15 protein-coding genes are annotated in these 19,128 nt (G+C 39.0%); 8 read left to right on the top strand and 7 right to left on the bottom strand.

The window, feature by feature from the left end; all coding sequences use genetic code 11:
- The first annotated feature begins 21 nt into the window (after window positions 1–21).
- Window positions 22–456 carry a DUF6526 family protein gene (locus PaeCFBP13512_RS14610; protein WP_137224009.1) on the top strand — a complete coding sequence of 145 codons (435 nt, stop codon included), beginning with the start codon at window positions 22–24 and terminating at the stop codon, window positions 454–456.
- A gap of 202 nt (window positions 457–658) precedes the next feature.
- Here the strand turns inward: PaeCFBP13512_RS14610 and PaeCFBP13512_RS14605 are convergent, their stop codons facing one another.
- Window positions 659–1,594, bottom strand: a complete 936-nt coding sequence (locus tag PaeCFBP13512_RS14605) for an aldo/keto reductase (protein ID WP_137224007.1) — start codon at window positions 1,592–1,594, stop codon at window positions 659–661.
- Between the two features lie 485 nt (window positions 1,595–2,079).
- Between PaeCFBP13512_RS14605 and PaeCFBP13512_RS14600 the strand changes: the two genes are divergently transcribed.
- Complete coding sequence (locus tag PaeCFBP13512_RS14600; protein WP_069326569.1) at window positions 2,080–2,415, top strand: DUF1475 family protein; 336 nt, start codon at window positions 2,080–2,082, stop codon at window positions 2,413–2,415.
- Between the two features lie 167 nt (window positions 2,416–2,582).
- Here PaeCFBP13512_RS14600 and PaeCFBP13512_RS14595 read toward each other — a convergent pair whose 3' ends face one another.
- Window positions 2,583–7,382 (bottom strand): immunoglobulin-like domain-containing protein, encoded by a 4,800-nt coding sequence (locus tag PaeCFBP13512_RS14595; RefSeq protein ID WP_137224005.1) that lies wholly within the window; start codon window positions 7,380–7,382, stop codon window positions 2,583–2,585.
- Window positions 7,383–7,865: 483 nt separating this feature from the next.
- Here PaeCFBP13512_RS14595 and PaeCFBP13512_RS14590 point away from each other — a divergent pair, with 483 nt between their 5' ends.
- The 4 genes from PaeCFBP13512_RS14590 (at window position 7,866) to PaeCFBP13512_RS14575 (ending at window position 12,373) form a co-directional block, all read left to right on the top strand.
- Window positions 7,866–9,293, top strand: a complete 1,428-nt coding sequence (locus PaeCFBP13512_RS14590) for an ABC transporter substrate-binding protein (RefSeq protein ID WP_137224003.1) — start codon at window positions 7,866–7,868, stop codon at window positions 9,291–9,293.
- A 107-nt stretch (window positions 9,294–9,400) separates the two neighbouring features.
- Complete coding sequence (locus PaeCFBP13512_RS14585) at window positions 9,401–10,483, top strand: carbohydrate ABC transporter permease (RefSeq protein ID WP_069326572.1); 1,083 nt, start codon at window positions 9,401–9,403, stop codon at window positions 10,481–10,483.
- The gene (locus PaeCFBP13512_RS14580) at window positions 10,483–11,586 is read left to right on the top strand and encodes a carbohydrate ABC transporter permease (RefSeq protein ID WP_069326573.1); all 1,104 of its coding nucleotides are present in this window, start codon (window positions 10,483–10,485) and stop codon (window positions 11,584–11,586) included. Before PaeCFBP13512_RS14585 ends, PaeCFBP13512_RS14580 begins: the two co-directional genes overlap by 1 nt.
- A 148-nt stretch (window positions 11,587–11,734) precedes the next feature.
- Window positions 11,735–12,373 carry a methyltransferase domain-containing protein gene (locus PaeCFBP13512_RS14575; protein WP_069326574.1) on the top strand — a complete coding sequence of 213 codons (639 nt, stop codon included), beginning with the start codon at window positions 11,735–11,737 and terminating at the stop codon, window positions 12,371–12,373.
- Window positions 12,374–12,447: 74 nt separating this feature from the next.
- On the opposite strand, the gene PaeCFBP13512_RS14570 is transcribed toward PaeCFBP13512_RS14575, so the two are convergent.
- Window positions 12,448–13,071 (bottom strand): acetate uptake transporter, encoded by a 624-nt coding sequence (locus PaeCFBP13512_RS14570; protein ID WP_069326575.1) that lies wholly within the window; start codon window positions 13,069–13,071, stop codon window positions 12,448–12,450.
- Between the two features lie 265 nt (window positions 13,072–13,336).
- Between PaeCFBP13512_RS14570 and PaeCFBP13512_RS14565 the strand changes: the two genes are divergently transcribed.
- Window positions 13,337–14,485 (top strand): GGDEF domain-containing protein, encoded by a 1,149-nt coding sequence (locus PaeCFBP13512_RS14565; RefSeq protein WP_161594277.1) that lies wholly within the window; start codon window positions 13,337–13,339, stop codon window positions 14,483–14,485.
- 139 nt (window positions 14,486–14,624) lie between these two features.
- Here PaeCFBP13512_RS14565 and PaeCFBP13512_RS23590 read toward each other — a convergent pair whose 3' ends face one another.
- The gene (locus PaeCFBP13512_RS23590; RefSeq protein WP_193555955.1) at window positions 14,625–15,464 is read right to left on the bottom strand and encodes a methyl-accepting chemotaxis protein; all 840 of its coding nucleotides are present in this window, start codon (window positions 15,462–15,464) and stop codon (window positions 14,625–14,627) included.
- 198 nt (window positions 15,465–15,662) lie between these two features.
- Entirely contained in the window at window positions 15,663–16,505 is an 843-nt protein-coding gene (locus PaeCFBP13512_RS14555; RefSeq protein WP_137223999.1) for a methyl-accepting chemotaxis protein, read from the bottom strand.
- Between the two features lie 337 nt (window positions 16,506–16,842).
- Between PaeCFBP13512_RS14555 and PaeCFBP13512_RS14550 the strand changes: the two genes are divergently transcribed.
- On the top strand, window positions 16,843–17,553 hold the full coding sequence (locus tag PaeCFBP13512_RS14550) for a MarR family transcriptional regulator (RefSeq protein ID WP_137223997.1): 711 nt from the start codon (window positions 16,843–16,845) through the stop codon (window positions 17,551–17,553).
- A 114-nt stretch (window positions 17,554–17,667) separates the two neighbouring features.
- Here the strand turns inward: PaeCFBP13512_RS14550 and PaeCFBP13512_RS14545 are convergent, their stop codons facing one another.
- Window positions 17,668–17,937, bottom strand: coding sequence for a YkgJ family cysteine cluster protein (locus tag PaeCFBP13512_RS14545; RefSeq protein ID WP_069326579.1), 270 nt, complete (start codon window positions 17,935–17,937; stop codon window positions 17,668–17,670).
- Between the two features lie 38 nt (window positions 17,938–17,975).
- The gene (locus tag PaeCFBP13512_RS14540; protein WP_137223995.1) at window positions 17,976–19,094 is read right to left on the bottom strand and encodes a 5-methyltetrahydropteroyltriglutamate--homocysteine S-methyltransferase; all 1,119 of its coding nucleotides are present in this window, start codon (window positions 19,092–19,094) and stop codon (window positions 17,976–17,978) included.
- Window positions 19,095–19,128: the final 34 nt, after the last annotated feature.

The following is a 19,128-nucleotide window of genomic DNA, read 5'->3' as shown; positions in this document are numbered from 1 at the left end:
GTAGGAAAAGGATGTGTAATCATGGCAACACCACCGAAAAAGAAATCGATTCGTTATGATTGGCCGTATCATTTTGTGGCTTTGCCTCTTTTATTAATAACGTTCGTACTTACTGTAATCTACTGGGTAGAAGCGATTCGTTATGATGAGCATGTATTGTTATCATGGTTATTATTGATATTAATGGTGTGTTTATTTTTCGCTATTCCACGGATTCGAGTCTATGCGACCAAAACGCAGGATCGAATTGTACGCATTGAGGAGCAATTCCGCTATTTCCGTCTAACTGGAAAAGAATTGGATTCTCGTCTATCCAAATCTCAAATTATAGCGCTTCGTTATGCAAGTGATGAAGAATTTCCTGCCTTATGCGAACGTGCAGCCAGTCAGAATCTATCTGGTTCAGATATCGAAAATGCGATTACGAATTGGCGTCCAGATACGATGCGTATCTAACTTACACTGAATCAGATGCATATCCACATACGATATAGTTCTAAATCATATGAAATACAGACCAGAAGTCGCTCGATATAGAGCGGCTTTTTTTGTACATGCAAGTGAAGTATATATCTACAGTTTGGGGCTAGAAAAACACTAAAAAGCCAAGTACCTACACATAATGCAGGTACTTGACTTCGATTATAATGATATCTATTTAGCTAAAAATCGAATCGATATGCTCTATTTCTTGCGGTGTTAATTGGACTTCTAGTGTTTTGAGATTGTCTTTGACTTGATCTGAACGCTTCGCACCCGGAATGACTGCATCTATCGAATCGCGTGTCAGATACCATGCCAGTACAATATGAGCGACATCCACACCTTTAGACTGTGCAATCGGACGAAGTTGATCTACTTTTGCCAGATTTTCTATAAATGCATCCCCTGTAAAGAGTGGATCTTTGGCACGAATATCATCAAACTTGGTGTCTTTGGTATATTTACCACCCAGTAGACCGGAAGCGAGTGGGAAATAAGGAATAAACGTGATTCCATTTGCAGCCGTATACGGTAACAGATCTTTTTCAGCATCCCGATGGAATAAATTATAGTGACCTTGAAGGACGTCCACATCGCCGTTTGTGTTCGCTTCTTTCAACTGTTCTAACGAGAAGTTAGACACACCAATAGCTCGAATTTTGCCTTCGTCTTTTAGCTTTTTCAGTTCAGCTACAGCTTGATCTTTCGGTGTATGTTCGTCTGGAAAATGAATATAAAATAAGTCGATATAATCGGTTTGTAGGCGTTTGAGACTGTCTTCTACACTTGAACGTAGAAATTCAGGTGAGTTATCAATCACAACGTCACCGCTATCTGTGAATTTGTGAGCGCCTTTGGTCGCAATAATGACTTCGCTACGTTTACCTGTTTCTTGCAGCACTTCACCAATCAATTCTTCAGAGCGCTTAGGCCCATAAATGAATGCAGTGTCTAGAAAATTGATACCTTCTGCGATTGCAGTACGGATCATTTCTTTACCGACTTCTTCATCCAAATTAGGATAAAGATTATGTCCACCAACTGCATTTGTACCCAGTCCGATTGGATTTACCCATAGATCGCTTTTACCTAATTGTTGTTTTTCAGTCATGATTCATTCAGCTCCTTTGATCGCTTTGCTTGATTACTCTTTTTATTTTAACAGAATATCATGTGGAGTTAAAATATCGGAATAATTGGATTATGGTTTTAGGGACAGCGCTCCAGAAAATAATTTGTTCTTGCCGTCGCTGGTGAAGTCTAATCCCTTGAATGACTGACAAGCAGTCGGGATTTGACTTCAAAGGCGACTTTCAGAATAAATTATTTTCTTGCGCTCTGTGCTAGGAGGCATGGGGGTGGGTAATTTAAAACAGATGCTTTTGATTCCTCTTTTTGAAGGGGCGGGGCAGTAAGGAAAAGAGTAGATGAAAAGAATGGATATAGAAGTGAGTATATTTATAGATGGTATAAAGTAAAAATAAAAGTATGTATAGGGTAAGTTAGATAAATAGATTGTAAGAAGATAGTTGTGAAATATGTTCATTGATCCGTATAGAGAATGAAAATGTAGTGAGAAAAGAGGATGAGTGATCTATGAAAACGGCTAAGGTGTTGAGTTTGGTTTTATTTCTTGTGATGATTTGTAGCAATGTTTATGGGGCTGTGTTTGGGGATGTTTTGCTAGAAGGGCAAATGTTGTTGTCCTTGTTATGGGGTCGGTTGGTTTTGGTCGATTTTTATGTAGGGATGATTTTGTTTATTTCTTGGATGATTTTTCGCAAAGAATCGGGTTGGAGATTGCTTCTTTGGATCGTGTTATGTATTTGTTTGGGTAACTTCTCTACGTCGCTATATATTTATCTAGCATTGCGTCATAGTGGTGGGGATTGGAATCGATTCTTTTATGGCAAACGAGTGATAGGACACTAATAGGCAATGAAGTGAAATGCACAGCCAAATGGTAGAGCAACTGTAGAAAAAAAGCATATTCTACCGCCAAATTGCTAACGAAAAAGATCATTAAAAAAAGGGCAACTTCCTACGAATAGGAGGTTGCCCTTTTTGGGTTATACCATAATCATGTCTTCTTCTTTTTCTTATTTCAATGTGTAAGAGTTAGAAGCGTCCATGATGTCTGCATATGCCCAGTGGCTAGCAGGAACGTCTTTCCATGCTTTGTTGCCAGCTGTTAAGTTAGCTGTTTTTTCTAGAATTTTGTTCAAAATCGTTACAGCTTGAGCACGAGTCAACGGTTGATTTGGTTGGAAGCTAGATGGAGATACACCTTGCATCAATCCAGCAGTCGTTACACGCTTGATATCGTTCGCTGCCCAGTGTCCGTTAATATCGTTAGCAAATGAGCTTCCTGCGCCTGTCAGACCCTGCCAGCGGCTTACGATTGCAGCCATCTCCGCACGAGTGATCGGTTGAGCAGGAGCAAATTTACCGTTAGTTAGACCTTTCATCAATCCAGTGGATTGCATAGAAGCAATCGCTTGGTGTGCCCAGAACGTAGTAGATACATCTGAATAGCTTCCGTTGCCACTAGCTGATGCATTTGGTGCGCTAGCTTGTAAACGATACAATAGTGAAGCCATTTCAGCACGAGTAATACTGTTGTTCGGACGGAATGTTTGATCAGGGTAACCTTGGATATAAGCAGGTTTTACTACACCCGCTGTTGTATCTGTATTGACGTTATTATTGTCAGGTGTTGAATTGTTTGTTGTAGACGCTGCTAGATTCTGCATATCTACAATTGTAAACGTACTGAATTTGGTCACTGTAAATTGTAGACCTGTTTTGCCATTACCATAATCAACTACACTTGGTTGTACCAATTCACGATCGCCATCACTATGCTCGATAAAGATACGCAATTGATTTAACCATTGTTGTTTAGCTGTTGCATCTTGTGGAATCGCACTGTTCTCAATCGGCATGACCAATTGAACCGGTTGGTTTTGTAAATTCGTTTCGATCGTCATCGGACGACCTACTACAGAGATATCACCATTGCCTAAAGATTGTTTAACGATCTCTTCTTGTTTTGCACGATTCGCCACTGCATTTTGTTGTGCTACCGTTTTAAGAGGTACAAAGTGGAAGTAAAGATCGTTAGTGATATTGTTCAATGAAGTGGAAGCAACAGACAATTTCGCATCGTTAGTGCTGATTTCCAAGTTCATTGCTGCATTTTTCAAATCTTTTGCTGCTGTTAATGGTAATGTGATATCGGTTTGAGCCACTTCATCACTGCTATCTGGAACAACCAGACGAACGGTTTGTTGAGCTGCTTCTTTTAATTTCGTAATCGCTTCGATCACTTTATCGGTGGAGAAAGTAATCTGATCTTGTTTTTGACCACTTGCTTGTGTAGTACGGTTAACGACTGCTGTAGCAGGAATCGTTGTTTTGCCTTTACCATCATCTACGTTAAGGGTGATTTTTTGGGAGCCACCTGAAGATGACGTTTTATCATCGGATTCTTTAACGGTTACTGTTGCACTTGCAAATAATTCTTGTTGAGATACAGAGTAAGCACTGATGATCGCTGTACCTTTACCAATTGGAGTAACAACACCATCGGTTACTGTAGCTACACTTGGATTGCTGCTGATCCATAATACCGTAGAATCTGTAGCATTATCAGGAGTTACAGTCGCTTTCAATGTTTGAGCAGCGCCTTTTTTCTTGAACTCTAATGTTGATTTGTCTAACGTAACACTTGTTACTGGAAATACTTCTGCTTCATCCAAGAAGTCTAGTTTAGTCAATGTACCTGATTTTGCAGAACTTACATACCCTGTATGGTCTGGTAAGAATGCAACACCATAAGCAAAGTTTGTTTCACCCATCATTTCAAAATTCTGTGTTGCAACAGGAAGATTTTGAAGTAAAGAAGCTTTGGCTTTGTACAAGTAGGCATATCCCACATTTACATATAAATTACCAAATTGGCTAATCGTAATACCGCGAATGACTGTTGGATAAGATGCAACCAATTCAGGATTCAGATTGGCACCAGATAGACGAACAATATTAGAAGTCGATGTTTCGCTAAAATAATCATTTGTAGTAGTAGCAATATACAAACGATCTTGTTGATCTAAAGCAAGTCCAGTAATAGATGTAGCATTTTTCATACCTTGAGTAGAAATGAGATTAATAGGTTCACTGGATGGATTAAACACTTGACTAGGCGCAGTGTAATAAAGAGTGCTATATTCTTCTAAATCTGAAGTTGTATAAGGCAGTAATTCACTGTCTTGCAGATACTTATGATCTAGAACCCATACACGATTATCACCAGATTTGGAGTAGTACAGGTCTCCAGCTTTGTTTAATGTTACAGCAACGATATCATCGCCTTTAGAAAGGTAAGTCACTTTTAATGTTTTGGTAGAAACTTTGTAAAGTCCACGATCATAATCAGCATAATATACATCACCATTGAAATACGCTAATTCAAATGGACGATTAAGTTCAACTTGTGTAAGATCGGTCGGAATAGCTTTCACTGATACATAACGAGTCATTTGGTTTGCACTTAAACCAGAGCTATTTTGTACATTGTAATAAATAATGTATTCACCCACAACAGAAGTATCAATAGCATTTACAGGTTCACCATTTAACGTATAAGTGATCGTTGCTTGTAGATTACTATCTACTGCGTCGCTAATCGAGAATCCTGGATCAACATAAGCATCACCTTGAGTCAATTGAATATAAGAGTCACCAGTCAATGTGATAACAGGAGGAGCGACTTTTTTGAATGGTTGAATAGAACCACCAGTACTATAATATCCTTTACCATTCGGTAGAATAACCAGCCCTAATGCAGAATAAACATCACTTTGATAAGACTCGATGAGTGAATTATCTACAGGTAAATTTTGCAAATGATCAGAACTTATCTTTTTAAGTCCCATGCTACCCATGCCTAAAAATCCGTTAGTGCTATAAAATAAATTTCCTTTGGCATCTGTAGTGACTCCCAGAACACCATTATAATAATAATTAGAATTTGTATTATTTATGATTACATTTTGTCTTGCTTTTGTTGTCAGGTTTACTTTGATAAGGCTACTGTCAGAATTGAAATTGGAATTGGGATTGTAGCTGTTGTTTCCAATGTACATATTGTCATTGTTATCAATAGCCAACCCATACATAGTGCTATTATTATATGAATCGAAAGCCTCGGATACTTCATTAAGTGTTGTTGAATCTAATGGAAGATCTTTAAGATATTTTGCAGGTATTTTGTAAACATGCGTATCCATGTTTTTGGTATAGAATAGATCGCCTGCTTTATTTAAAGCAACACCGAAAAAATAATTTTGTGATTGACTTTGTGATAGAACTACATGTTCTACTACACCTGTAGTTGCTGATATACGATCAATCCCTTGTTGATAGGAGGATACATATACATATCCGTTGTGATAAGCCATACCATAAGGTCTTAGAATATTCGCTTTAGCAAGATCAAAATAACCACTAGCTGCTTTCACAATAACTGTACGAGTGACTTGCTCAGCAGAAAGATTTGCAGGATTAGTAACATTGTAATAAATGGTATACGTACCAGTAATATTGGTGTCTATACTAGAAACAGGAGTATCATTTAACGTATAGCTCATTTTTGCAACTAGATCAGGATAGTTAGCATCTGTAATCACTACACCAGGTTCTACAAAAGTATCACCTACACTTAATGTGATTGTAGAACTACCGACAAGTTCAATGGTTGGAGCTGTAGGTTGTAAAGGTGATTTTTGCATAGATCCACCACTACCAATGTAAGAATCGCCATTAGGAAGAAAAACTATTCCATATGCACTTACATAAGAGTTCGGATTTAAATTAACTAAACTACTTGATTGTAAAGGAGTAGTAGTCAAATCCTGTGAAGAAATGCGATACACTTTTTCATTACCTCCAGCTACATAAAGATTTCCAGATAGGTCGAAGGAAAAGCTTGTGAAGGAGGTAGCAAAATTTTCAATTACGACCTTAGCACTGTTTGTACCTGCTGGAATTTTTAAAATAGCTTTTGTCGAATAATCAGAGAAATATACATTATCTTTCGCATCAATAGCTAAACCATAAATATAATTATATTTTTCAGAAAAGAATACAGTACTCTTCTCACTAAAATCTGTATTAGTTAAAGGCAGTTGAGCTATATCTTGGTGAGACAACTTATAAATACGTGAGTCACTATCAATGGTATAAAACAAGTCCCCAGAAGAATTTAGAGCAACACCCATAAAAGAACGAGAAGTTTCTACAATAGGAGTTACTTTACCTGTATAAAGATCTACGCGAGATATGCCTTTACCACGTTGAGCGACATAAACATAATCTCCGTAATATGCCATACCATAAGCGTTAGAAAGAGTAACGCTTGATAAATCGATATATTTTTTGGAACTTGTAACAAGAACTGTGCGGATAACCTCATCAGCAGCTACATTATCACCATTAGTTACATTGTAGTGAATCTTGAATATACCTTCTATACTCGTATCAACTTTAGTTACAGGAGAACCGTTGTACTCGTAAGTGATATTAGCTGTTTTGAGATCAGGGTATACATCGTCTTGTACGGTTACACCTGGATCAGAAAAGGTACTCCCTACTTTAATTTGAATCTGTGCATCACCAATCAACGTAATCACAGGTTTATTGACTTGATTAGAAGTAACGCCAGTATTTGTACTTTCGACATGAGTGACAGGAGTGCCAGAAGAGTAAGTGTCATTGCTAACTGTGCTTGTGTTGCTACTTGTTGTACTGGTTGAATCGCTCTCAGCAAAAACATTTGTTGTTGCTGTCCCCGGCAATGCAATCAGTGCAGCTAAGCATAAAATCATCCATTTTTTCATGCTGTAAATATCCCCTTTGTTTTTAAATCATGTGACATGGATTTACTATATCGAACAGTACTGAACAATTTCTGAACATTAATTTTAAATAATCATAAGTTGATTTTTATACATTACATATATGTTAATAATTTACTGGAATATATCGTACAGATAAGGGTAAATTTAAATTATTTTCATTGATGAAAATAACTCTTGCTTATGTATCAATCATGTCCTAAAATGAGGTTGCAGATGTATGCAAGCGTTTGCAAAGAGGCGTATAAGTACATTTATAGATGTAGTGCATCTCTTTCAGCCATGCTACTTTTTACTGCATAACAGGAATTTGAAAATATTTTGATAGCGTTATCAGATTCCTATTTACTTTTCACCCAATACATAAGAAAATGGGTAAGAAGTAAAAAATATCTAATTTTGTTATTTACGTTCTTTTTATTGCTTTTTTATTACAGGTGTAATCAAAAAAAAGGGGCTGAGTACATGAAGCGTAAGTTGAAAAAAAGCAGCACAATGTCACTGATGATGGTTTTGTTATTTTCAGTTGTCATGAGTGCATGCGGAGGAACAACAAGTAATACGGCTACACCAGAACCCGCTGCAACAGGAACAGATACAACAGCTACAGCAACAACAGGCGCAGATATGATCAAAACAGCTAAAGTTCCAGCTGGATCTGAATTAGAGAAAGCCTTAAAAGGTGAATATAAAGGAACCAAAGTAACGATGTATGGTCCATTCGTAGATGCGGATGAGCAGAAATTCAATGCAAGTATCAAAGCATTTGAAGATCAGACTGGTATTGATATCGCTTATGAAGGTTCTAAAGAATTTGAAGCTACTATTAATGTACGTGTAAACGGTGGTAATGCACCGGATATCGCTGACTTCCCACAACCAGGATTGTTAGAAGGATTCGCTAACTCTGGTAAAGTGGTCGATATATCTAGCTTTATGGACGAAAGCTATTTGAAAGAGCAATACAAAGATAGCTGGCTAGATATGGCGAAAATGAAAGGTGAAGGCGGTAAAGAATTGACTGCGGGCGTATGGGCACGTAGTAGTGTGAAAAGCTTAGTCTGGTACAACAAAAAAGCGTTCGCAGATGCTGGTTATGAAGTACCTAAGACTTGGGACGAAATGATGGCATTAACAGAGCAAATCGCTAAAGATGGCGATCCTGCTTGGAGTATCGGTATTGAAAGTGGTACAGCAACAGGCTGGCCTGCAACAGACTGGATCGAAGATATTATGCTTCGTACAACCACTCCTGAAAACTATGACAAATGGTTAACAGGTGAATTGCCATTTACAGATCCAATTGTTAAAAATGCAGTGAAAAAAATGTCTGATATCTGGTTTAACAAAGATTATGTATATGGTGGACGTAGTTCAATCGTAACAACGAACTTCGGGGATTCTATTCAACCGTTGTTCACAGACCCTCCTAAAGCTTGGTTTAACCGTCAAGCAGGATTTATCGTATCCTTTATTCCTGAAGGCGTAACAGCAGATGAGTATGACTGGTTCCCGTTCCCATCGATCGATGAGCAATATGGTACACCTGCTATGATCTCTGGTGATATCTATGCTATGTTCAATGACCGCCCAGAAGTACGTGCAGTTATGGAATTCTTCACAACAGCAGAATCTCTACAAAGCTGGATTCAATCCGGTGGGGTAACACCTCCAATGAACGGTACTCCTGATGATTGGTTCGCTAATGATCAAGAACGTCGTATGTCTCAGTTTGTACAAGAAGCCAAAACAATCCGCTTTGACGGTTCTGACTTGATGCCAAGTTCTGTAGGCGCAGGAACGTTCTGGAAAGGTATGACGGATTATGTGAGTGGTACAGCTAGTCTAGATGAAGCGATGGCTGAAATTCAATCAGGCTTCAAAAAACAATAGTATTGCACTTCAGATACTATAGGTATGGATAGCAGGTATACATTGACATGAGTCAGAACGGGCCGATGCTATCGGTCCGATTTTGGCTTGATTAAGGGGGAAAGCCGATGGACGTGCGAGCCAATCAAGGGTCTATGTTGAAGTTGATTTTATTATCGATACTTGTGCCTGCTGTAAACTTAGGCTTGCATTTCTCGATCTTTTTATTTTTTAGAAGCTCGGATCTTCCACCAGTTTTAAATGCTGTGCTTGCTGTAATCTGGGGAATATTTGGGATCTATTCGATTTACTGGTCCCTGAACTGGGTGGTTGAGCAATACTCGGATAAATGGAAAGAACGTATAATTCCTTATGTATTTGTAGGACCTGCTGTATTGTTGCTAGGTTGGTTGCTCTTTTTACCGACACTACGCACATTATACTTAAGCTTTTTTAATGCTGATTCTACCCGCTTTGTAGGGCTGGCTAACTTTGGGGCTGTATTTACAGACCGACTATTGTTAACAGCGCTACGTAATAACTTGCTCTGGGTGGTATTCGGTACATTAGCATGCGTAATTTTGGGTATGTTGGTCGCTGTACTGGCTGACCGCAGTAGCTTTGAGCGTCTTGCCAAAGCAATTGTATTTATGCCAATGGCGATTTCATTCGTAGCCGCAGGCGTTATCTGGAAATTCATTTATTACTATCAACCAGGCGATGACCAGATCGGTCTACTTAACGCAATTATGGTGCAGTTAGGACTCCAGCCGCAGGGCTGGCTCAGTATGGTGCAACCCTGGAATAACCTCTTCTTGATTGTCATATTGGTCTGGATGCAGACCGGGTTTGCAATGGTTATCTTTTCCGCTTCGATCAAAGGAATACCGGAAGATATGTTGGAAGCGGCACGTATGGATGGTGCAGGCGAAGTGCGTATCTTTTTCAAAATCATGTTGCCTGTGATCTCCAGTACCGTTCTAGCAGTAACCACAACCATTATTGTATTCACACTGAAAATATTCGATGTCGTTATGATTATGACGGGCGGACAGTATGGAACAGAAGTGGTTGCGACTGAGTTCTACCGTCAATTATTTATGTATCAAAATGCAGGCTATGGTTCTACGCTTGCGATTGTGTTGCTGATTGCAGTTATTCCGGTTATTATCCTGAATCTGCGCCAGCTTCAGAAGGAGGGAAGCTTCTGATGGCTAAACGAAAACATAAAGCACCCAAACGCAAAGCGAGTTGGTTGGTTAATACGATTCTAGCGATTATCTGTATTATCTGGTTTATTCCTACGCTAGGGCTATTAATCTCATCTGTACGTCCAGCCGCCGATATTTTACAAACCGGATGGTGGACAGTATTCCCTCATCGCCAGTGGGCAACTGAAGAACAAGTCAAGCTTCCAAAAGATACCGACCTTCGTCAGCCGATTACAGTTAACGGACAGACATTCAGCGATGATCAGCTCAAAGCGGGTGTAATGCAAGGCGACAAACGTCTGGTCTGGGAAAATCGCCGTTCACGTACGGTCGATGTTCAGGACAAAAAATGGAGCGGAATGACGCTTAATTTCACCACTCAGAACTATGAAACGGTTCTAGGGGGGAAACAGTACAAAATCACGCAACCGGATGGCACGGTCAAAACCGAGCAAGGTAGCGGCATGGGTAGATCGTTCTGGAATACGATTGCTGTTGTTATTCCATCGACCGTGATTCCGATCTTTATCGCTTCTTTTGCCGCTTATGCGTTTGCCTGGTTGAAATTTAAAGGACGACGATTCTTTTTCGTTATTGTGATCGCATTGCTCGTCGTACCTTTACAAGTTGCTTTGATTCCTATTTTGCGCGATTATACAGCACTCGGACTGAACGGAACATACTTTGGTATATGGTTAGCCCATACTGCTTTCGGGTTACCGCTAATCACCTACTTTATGTATAATTCGATCAGTCAGCTTCCTCGTGATCTGTTTGAATCAGCTTATATGGATGGAGCAACTAACTTTACCATCTTCTCCAAATTGATTCTTCCATTATCTGTACCGGCACTGGCTTCGATCAGTATCTTCCAGTTCTTATGGGTATGGAATGATTATCTGGTGTCGCTTATCTTCCTCGGTTCTCAACCGGAAGTGCAAGTACTGTCAATGAATATTGCGAATATGGTTGGTTCGCGTGGTAGTGACTGGCATTTGTTAACGGCAGCTGCTTTTGTCTCCATGTTAACACCACTTGCTGTATTCTTTGCTCTACAGAAGTACTTTGTACGTGGTCTATTGGGTGGATCGATCAAAGGATAATAATCTTACAAAGAACAACTATAAAAACCACTTTCCTATCTACAGGGAAGTGGTTTTATGGTTGAGGATAAATATAGAAGAAACTGGTATTTCATAGCTGGGAATTGTATCATAAATAGACTACCATTTACAAAGGAGTAGAGCATCTATGGATACTGGATCGTTGGTCGTATCGACTGTATTGCTGGTTGTTGTATTGATTGCTGTATTGTCGATCGTGTATTATAGCTGGCGTAATGGTATCTCTCCATTGCCTGCTTCTGCATTGATCCGAAGCAAGATTGCTGAAGAAGTATTACGCTTATCCAAAATACAAGAATTGGATCGTCCACTATTCAAGTTAAAGACCGATGATCCAGTTGAGCGATATTCAACTATCCAACAACATATGGACTACAAAACACGTCCCAAAACTATTATCGAAACCGGGTCAGGTTGGGGAACATTAGCGATATTTCTAGCGAAGCATTGCCCTGAATATAAAGTCACAGGCATTGAGAACTCGTTTATACCGTTCTGGATTTCGAAGCTTTGGGCACGATTTGAAAAAGTATCGGTGAACTGGATTCGTGGCGATATGTATCAGTATCCGTATGAAGAAGCCAATATGATTATCTGCTATTTGTTTCCGGGAGCCATGAAGCGATTAAATCCTATTTTGCGTGAACGTGCCACAACCTATACATATATTATTAGCGTGTATTTTGCATTACCGGATTGGACACCTGAGAAAGTCGTTCAGTGCGTTGATATCCATCGCACCAAAATCTATATCTATAAAGTATAAGCAACCAAAAAACACATGTAGCTTAATGCCTACATGTGTTTTTTTGGATATATTTCGTTCAGTATGCTGTTGTATTAGTTGTGATCTTTGAAAATACCGAAAGGCTTACCGATTGGTAAAAAGGTTTTGCCGAAATGCGTATTCAATACCAATGCGCCTGTACCGTATAAAGATACAATGCCGATACCCATTTCTGCATAAGCCGCAAGCGTATGGAAAATATGAGGAGCTACACCAAACGCATCAAAAGTCAGCCCTAAAAATAATAGATCGATCAAGCAGAAAATAATAAACAATACTTTGTGTGTTTCCATAGCACCAATCGTCATAAAGAGAACAAACACTAGATAACCGGCAAAAGCAAAACCTAACTGTTTACCATCTACATCACTCGCAAGAGCTGTTCCGAATACACCCATTTTGATCATCCAGTTGCCTGCCATAGCGAACCAGAAGAAAGCAAATGCTCCAAATGCAGTCGTACCAAATGTATTGTTTCGCTTGGAATCTTGAATACAAGCGAATAATTGAGCGCAAGCACCTAGAAAGATCGCCCAGGGAATAGCATAACTTAGACCTGTAGTCAGACCTAGCTTTTGAGAAGAAGCTACCAGAGTAACAATAGCCAGACCGAATAGGCCGAGTGCGCTAGGATCAGCATTAATGATCTTAACTTGAGTTTGCGAAGAAGTTTGCATAAGGATTTTAGCCTCCAATAATTGTTAGGTATCTCTAACGTTTCGTCAGACATACCTCAAGCATTGTACCTGAAAAGACGCAGATAGAAAAGAAATATTATTATTTACATATAAATTGCAGTAAAGTGTATGTCACTACAATTTATTTATTCCAATTCGGGTAATGATTTGACTATTTCCGTTACTCAAAACTTGTTATACTGATACATAATTAAATATCATCGATTAAGGTGTGTGAATAAGACAGATGGATTTCAATCTGGATATGAAGACAGTATTCATTTCGCTTGTATTTGGACATATCTTTACAGTTATTTTGATCCGAGCGTATCGTCAGAATTATACAAAAGATCGTGCTGTGAATATGTTCTATGCCTCTAAGTGGGTACAAGCGATTGCATGGTTTATGTTACTTTTTCAAAATACAGCACCGGACTTTTTCTCAATAGTGGCAGCTAATTCATTGTTGTTTATCGGGGCTGCATTTGAGCCTGCATCATTTCTGGTATTGCAAAAAGCATTTTCTAGAAAAGTCCGCCATTTGTATATCGGATGGATGGTCATCATCATTATCGGTTTTGTATCTATATACCTCTTGAATGTGACAGAGACGACTCGCATTATTTACGCTTCTATAGCTACATCTCTATTTATCCTCTATCCCGCCTATCGTATGATTTCAGATCGCCAAGCGTCCTCGCTTCAACACTTAATGGGGTATTTGTATAGTATTGTTGCAATCAGTCTATGGTGTAGAGCTATTTCTGCTATTTATTTAGGGAATGAGGTTGGATTATTTACAACAGGCATGTATCAAACGTTTACGTTTCTTTCACTTTATTTAATTATGATCTTGGGAAATACCGGATTTGTGCTGTTATCCAAAGAACAGGCGGATGTTGAGCTGTTACGAATTGCTAGCTATGATGAGCTGACTGGTATTTTGAATCGGCGTACATTTATGATCCAAAGCAAAAACTGTATTCATACATTAGCCAAAAAACAACAATCGATTTCTTATCTTTTATTCGATATTGATCATTATAAAAATATTAATGATACATATGGTCATCATGTAGGAGATCGCGTATTACGAGATATGGCAATACTTATTGCAAATAGTTTAGAAGAGCAAGCTATATTTGGAAGATATGGTGGAGACGAATTTGCTATTCTTCTACCAGATACAGATGAACAACAATCGAGCCAAATAGCAGAACAGATACGTTCTACTATTGAAAATCATCGCTTTCATGCTTTACCGTTGTCCTATACGATTAGTATCGGTATTGTCACTGTACTCGCTACTTCAGATACTCATCTGAGTATGTTATATCAGCGCAGTGATTATGCATTATACCAAGCAAAGCATGCAGGACGTAACCGAATCGAACGAAGTGTTGTGACGATATAAGAAGATAGGAGATAATCGTTACTTGTGATCAACGAATACAGCATCGCTATAGTAGATAGTAGAAATAGATCGACAAAAAAGCGCCACAATCGCTGTTACGGATTGTAGCGCTTTTTGCTATTTATAGAAGCACAATAGATTATTTTTGCTGACTGTTATAGTAGTAGATATTTTTAGTGATATCTTTCATCGATTCGCCTGTAGCTTGTAGACGGTCGATAACTTCGGTAAAGGAACCTACAAGAGTAGCTTGTTCTTGAGAAGAAGTGGTAATTTGAGTGATCTCGTTTTCCATTTGACGAATAGATTCTTGTACATCACGTAGAGCGGTTTCGATATCGCCTGTAGCTTTTTTAGAGTTGACAGACAATTTACGTACTTCTGTAGCTACGACACCGAATCCTGCACCAAGTTCTCCTACACGAGCCGCTTCAATCGCAGCATTCAGACCAAGCAAGTTGGTTTGTTCTGAGATATCTTTGATCAAGATCGCTACTTCATTGATTTTGCTTGATTTTTCAACCGTTGTTTTGGTGTTTTGCAAAATTTGTTCGCTAGTTGCTTGCAATTGTTGAGCATGAGCAGCGATATGTTGTACCATGTCGACAAGATTTTCAGATACAGCAACGTTTTCTGTCATAACGCCTTGTAGATCTTCTTGCGTTCTTTGGTCATAACTGATTGTCATCACACCAACGATTTGACCATTATCATGAATAGGCACATTAATACCTTCTAAAGACACACCGAACATTTCTTTAGGAAAAGGAGTGATGGATGGATTCACTTTATCTTTAATTCCAGCAAAGTTTTCAAAGCCAGGAGCTAAAGGGCCATTAGAGACGAATCCTAGATCAATGCCTCCAAATTGTTCATAATAGAGAATTTTCTCATGATCATAAAGACAGATCGTAGCTCGCTCGCGTAAAAGTTTTCCGATGAACGGCAAAGCGGTTAATAGTGCATCCATTACTGGCATAATTCTAATCATCCTTTTCGTACTCAATTTTTGATAGTATCTATATGTATTACTATCGGATAGAAGCGCCTTATAGTAAAGGCTAATGTTTTTAAGGGACAACAACTAGAGACAGGTATGAGTGAAAAAAGCTCTATCATCATAGAGCTTCTATCTTTAAATAACTCTAGTAGGTGGATTAAAATAGGTAAATGAAGATTATTTTTTGAGAGGAACACTGTAGCGATAAAGGTTGTCTGTTATCAATTTCATGGAGGTACTTGCTGCTTGCAGACGTTCAATAACATCAGTAAAGGAGCCAACCAGAGAAGATTGTTCTTGAGAAGAAGTGGTAATTTGAGCAATTTCATTTTCCATATGACGAATTGATTGTTGTACATCACGCAGAGCGGTTTCGATATCACCGGTCGCTTGTTTGGCATTAACTGACAATTTTCGCACTTCAGTCGCAACAACGCCAAATCCAGCTCCAAGCTCGCCTACACGAGCCGCTTCAATCGCTGCGTTTAGACCAAGCAAGTTGGTTTGTTCTGAGATGTCTTTGATCAATGTAGCCACTTCGTTAATTTTGCCTGATTTTTCAACAGTGATTTTACTGTTTTGCAAAATTTGTTCACTGGTTGCTTGTAATTGCTGAGCATGAGCAGCAACATGTTGTACCATATCGACAAGACCATCAGCAGCAGAGACATTTTCTTGTAAAACAGAATCTAAGTTTTCTTGCGTCGTCTTATCGTAACTTACAGAAAGAACAGCGATAAGTGTACTGCCATCATAAATAGGTACGTTAATTCCTTCTAAAGGAACGCCAAACACTTCTTTAGGATAATAGCTGATTGAAGGATTAATTTTATCGGTTAAGGAAGCGTAATGATCGAATCCCGCTGGAAGAGCATCCCCTGTTTTGAATCCAAGATCGATTCCATCTAGTTCTTCATAATAAAGCATATGAGTCTCGTTATAGAGACAGATGGTTGCGCGTTCTCTCAAAATTTTACCGATGTAAGGAACAAACTTTAATAAGGAATCCGTCGTACTCATTCATTCATCACCCTTTGATCACAATTTTATAGTGTGCATACTTCTATAATATCGGAATTTCAGATCGTGAAATTAAGGCTGAAACGGCGAGAAAGTCTGATAAACCGTGCTAAATACGCAACTAAATTTAAAATTTTAACTTTTTCATACAGTAAAATATATTTATTTATATATATAGAAATAATTACATTGTTGGGACAATATAAAGACTGTTTTGCTTAGTTAATAAGGCTTCAAAACTGTTTTGTAAATAGCTTTTCTATTTTTTTCTAATCAGAGACTCTCTTGCTATACTGAGAAAAAGGTTATATTGAGATGTAAATAAAGGTTGGTAAGGATGGCACGATATCAAAAAGATGAAGGTGAGAAGACGATCATGAACAACGAGATAGAGCAGAACGCATTAATTACCGAAGTTATCGATCATATGGCTGCGATTCAACAGCGGTTTCAAGCTGAAGGGGAAGATGAAGAAAAGAAATGGATGATGATGCATACGTCTGACTCGGATGTCATCGATTTTTTAAAAGTAGCGACTGTACAGATGCTTCATGTGATTGATGCGATTGGAGAGTTAGAGCCTGTAAATGGGATTACTATTTCCAAGCAATATAGCATTCCTAGAGGCAGTGTATCCAAAATTACACGCCGATTAGCAGATATCTACATGATTCAGTTCGAGCCTGTACCAGATAATAAAAAAGAAGTGCTGTTTCGATTAACGCCTTTGGGCAAAAAAATATTTATATTACATCAACAATTACACCAGCATATCCATCACAATATGAGTCATTTTCTTCATCAATATAAGCTAGAAGATATCCGCTTTCTTGTATCTTTGATGAAAGATGTGATAAGCACTTCATGGGTTCAGATTGAAGAAAAGGCCATACAGATCAATGAACCAGCTCGCATACTTCCTTCTAAAGTGGAAACTTCGAGTGAGTCCGCAGAAAAGAATGATATTGTTGCGATGTTACAACAATTGGACGCCAAAAAATTAAACCGTGCCAAGCAGTTAATCCAGCTTGCCTTTTTTGAAGATTAAGATCAGGAGTAGACACAAAAATCCCTTTTACAGACCAGATATACGTCAGCAGAAAAGATGCTTGTATTCTGATCGTCTGTAAAAGGGAAATGGTTAAAGCGATGATGGATGATGCTATGATCTATACTTGGTAGGAGCTGTTGCTTGTTCTAAGGCTTCTAGATAAGCAAAAGCTTCTTCATTTGTTGTACCGCACATCTCTAAAGAAGCTGGTAATCCACCACATACGTCTGGACGCTCCGGTCGACCGAATAATCCGCAACGGCGCTCTGTAGTTAGTTGGGGACAAGGAACTCCAGCAGGTTTACCTTCCGGCATCCCCGGGATCGGTGAAGAAATAGAGATTGCGATACAACAGGCGGCACAGCCAACCCGACATTCCATAATGATTCACTCCAATATTTAATGCACACATGCGATATTTATTTCCAGACCTCTTGCGAGATTTGGATAACATGACGTAGTTTATCCCATTGTTGCTCTTCGGTTAATAAATTACCTTCTTCTGTTGAAGCAAATCCACATTGTGGACTCAAGCATAATTGATCTAGATTCACGAATTTGGATGCGGCATCAATCCGACGCTTAATCTCATCAGGATGTTCCAATTCTCCATATTTGGAAGTGACCAGACCCAGTACAATTTGTAGATTCGGACGTTTCACAAAGCGAAGCGCATCAAATGATCCTGAACGTTCGTCATCATATTCCATAAATAATCCATCCAGATCCAGTCCATCCAAAATGGTCTCGGCTGCGCCATCATAACCACCAGATGCTGCCCATGTCGAGCGGAAATTCCCCCGGCAAATATGCATTGTAATCATCATATCTGCTGGACGATTAGCAATCGATTCATTGATTAATTTAGCCGCATCTGCAAGCATTTGATCTGGATCTTTGCCATCGTTACGCAACTTGGCTTTGGCTTCTTCTGAAAAGAATGCTGCCCATGACGTATCATCCAATTGCAGATAACGGCAACCTGCGTCGTAAAAAGCACGAATAGCTTTTTGATACGCTTGTGCCAAATCATGCAAAAGAACATCACGATCCTCATACAAATCCGTTTCAATTTGACCACGGAACAACAACATATTCGGACTTGGAATCGTCATTTTCGCAGTACGACCTTGACTGACGATGCTATGCAGAAATGCGTAATCATCCACATGCGAATGAGTAGTGAAGTCGATTTTGTCTGTGACTTTGACTCCATGTGCTTTGGTCGTTGTATTGTGAAATTGAATACCACCTTCAGTGTCGTACCCCTCAACTCCATCCAAACGCTCTAAAAAGTCAAAGTGCCACCATGCCCGGCGAAATTCACCATCTGTAATCGATAATAAACCGATTTCTTCTTGCTTCGCTACGATTCGGCGAATTTCTTCATTTTCAATCTCACGTAGCTGATCTGCATGAAGTTCACCGCTTGTGTATTGAAGACGAGCTTGCTTGATCGTATCGGTGCGCAGTAGACTACCTACCTGATCTGCACGAAAAGGAGCTACTGTGCGTTGAAGAGAAGTCGAAAATGTCATAGAGTTATACCTGCTTTCTATCGTATTTAGATGG

It is taken from the genome of Paenibacillus sp. CFBP13512, from assembly GCF_005233705.1.
In the GTDB taxonomy this organism is placed as follows: Bacteria; Bacillota; Bacilli; order Paenibacillales; family Paenibacillaceae; genus Saccharibacillus; species Saccharibacillus nuruki.
Note: the sequence above shows the minus strand (reverse complement) of the source record. Positions and strands in the feature narration are given on the sequence as shown.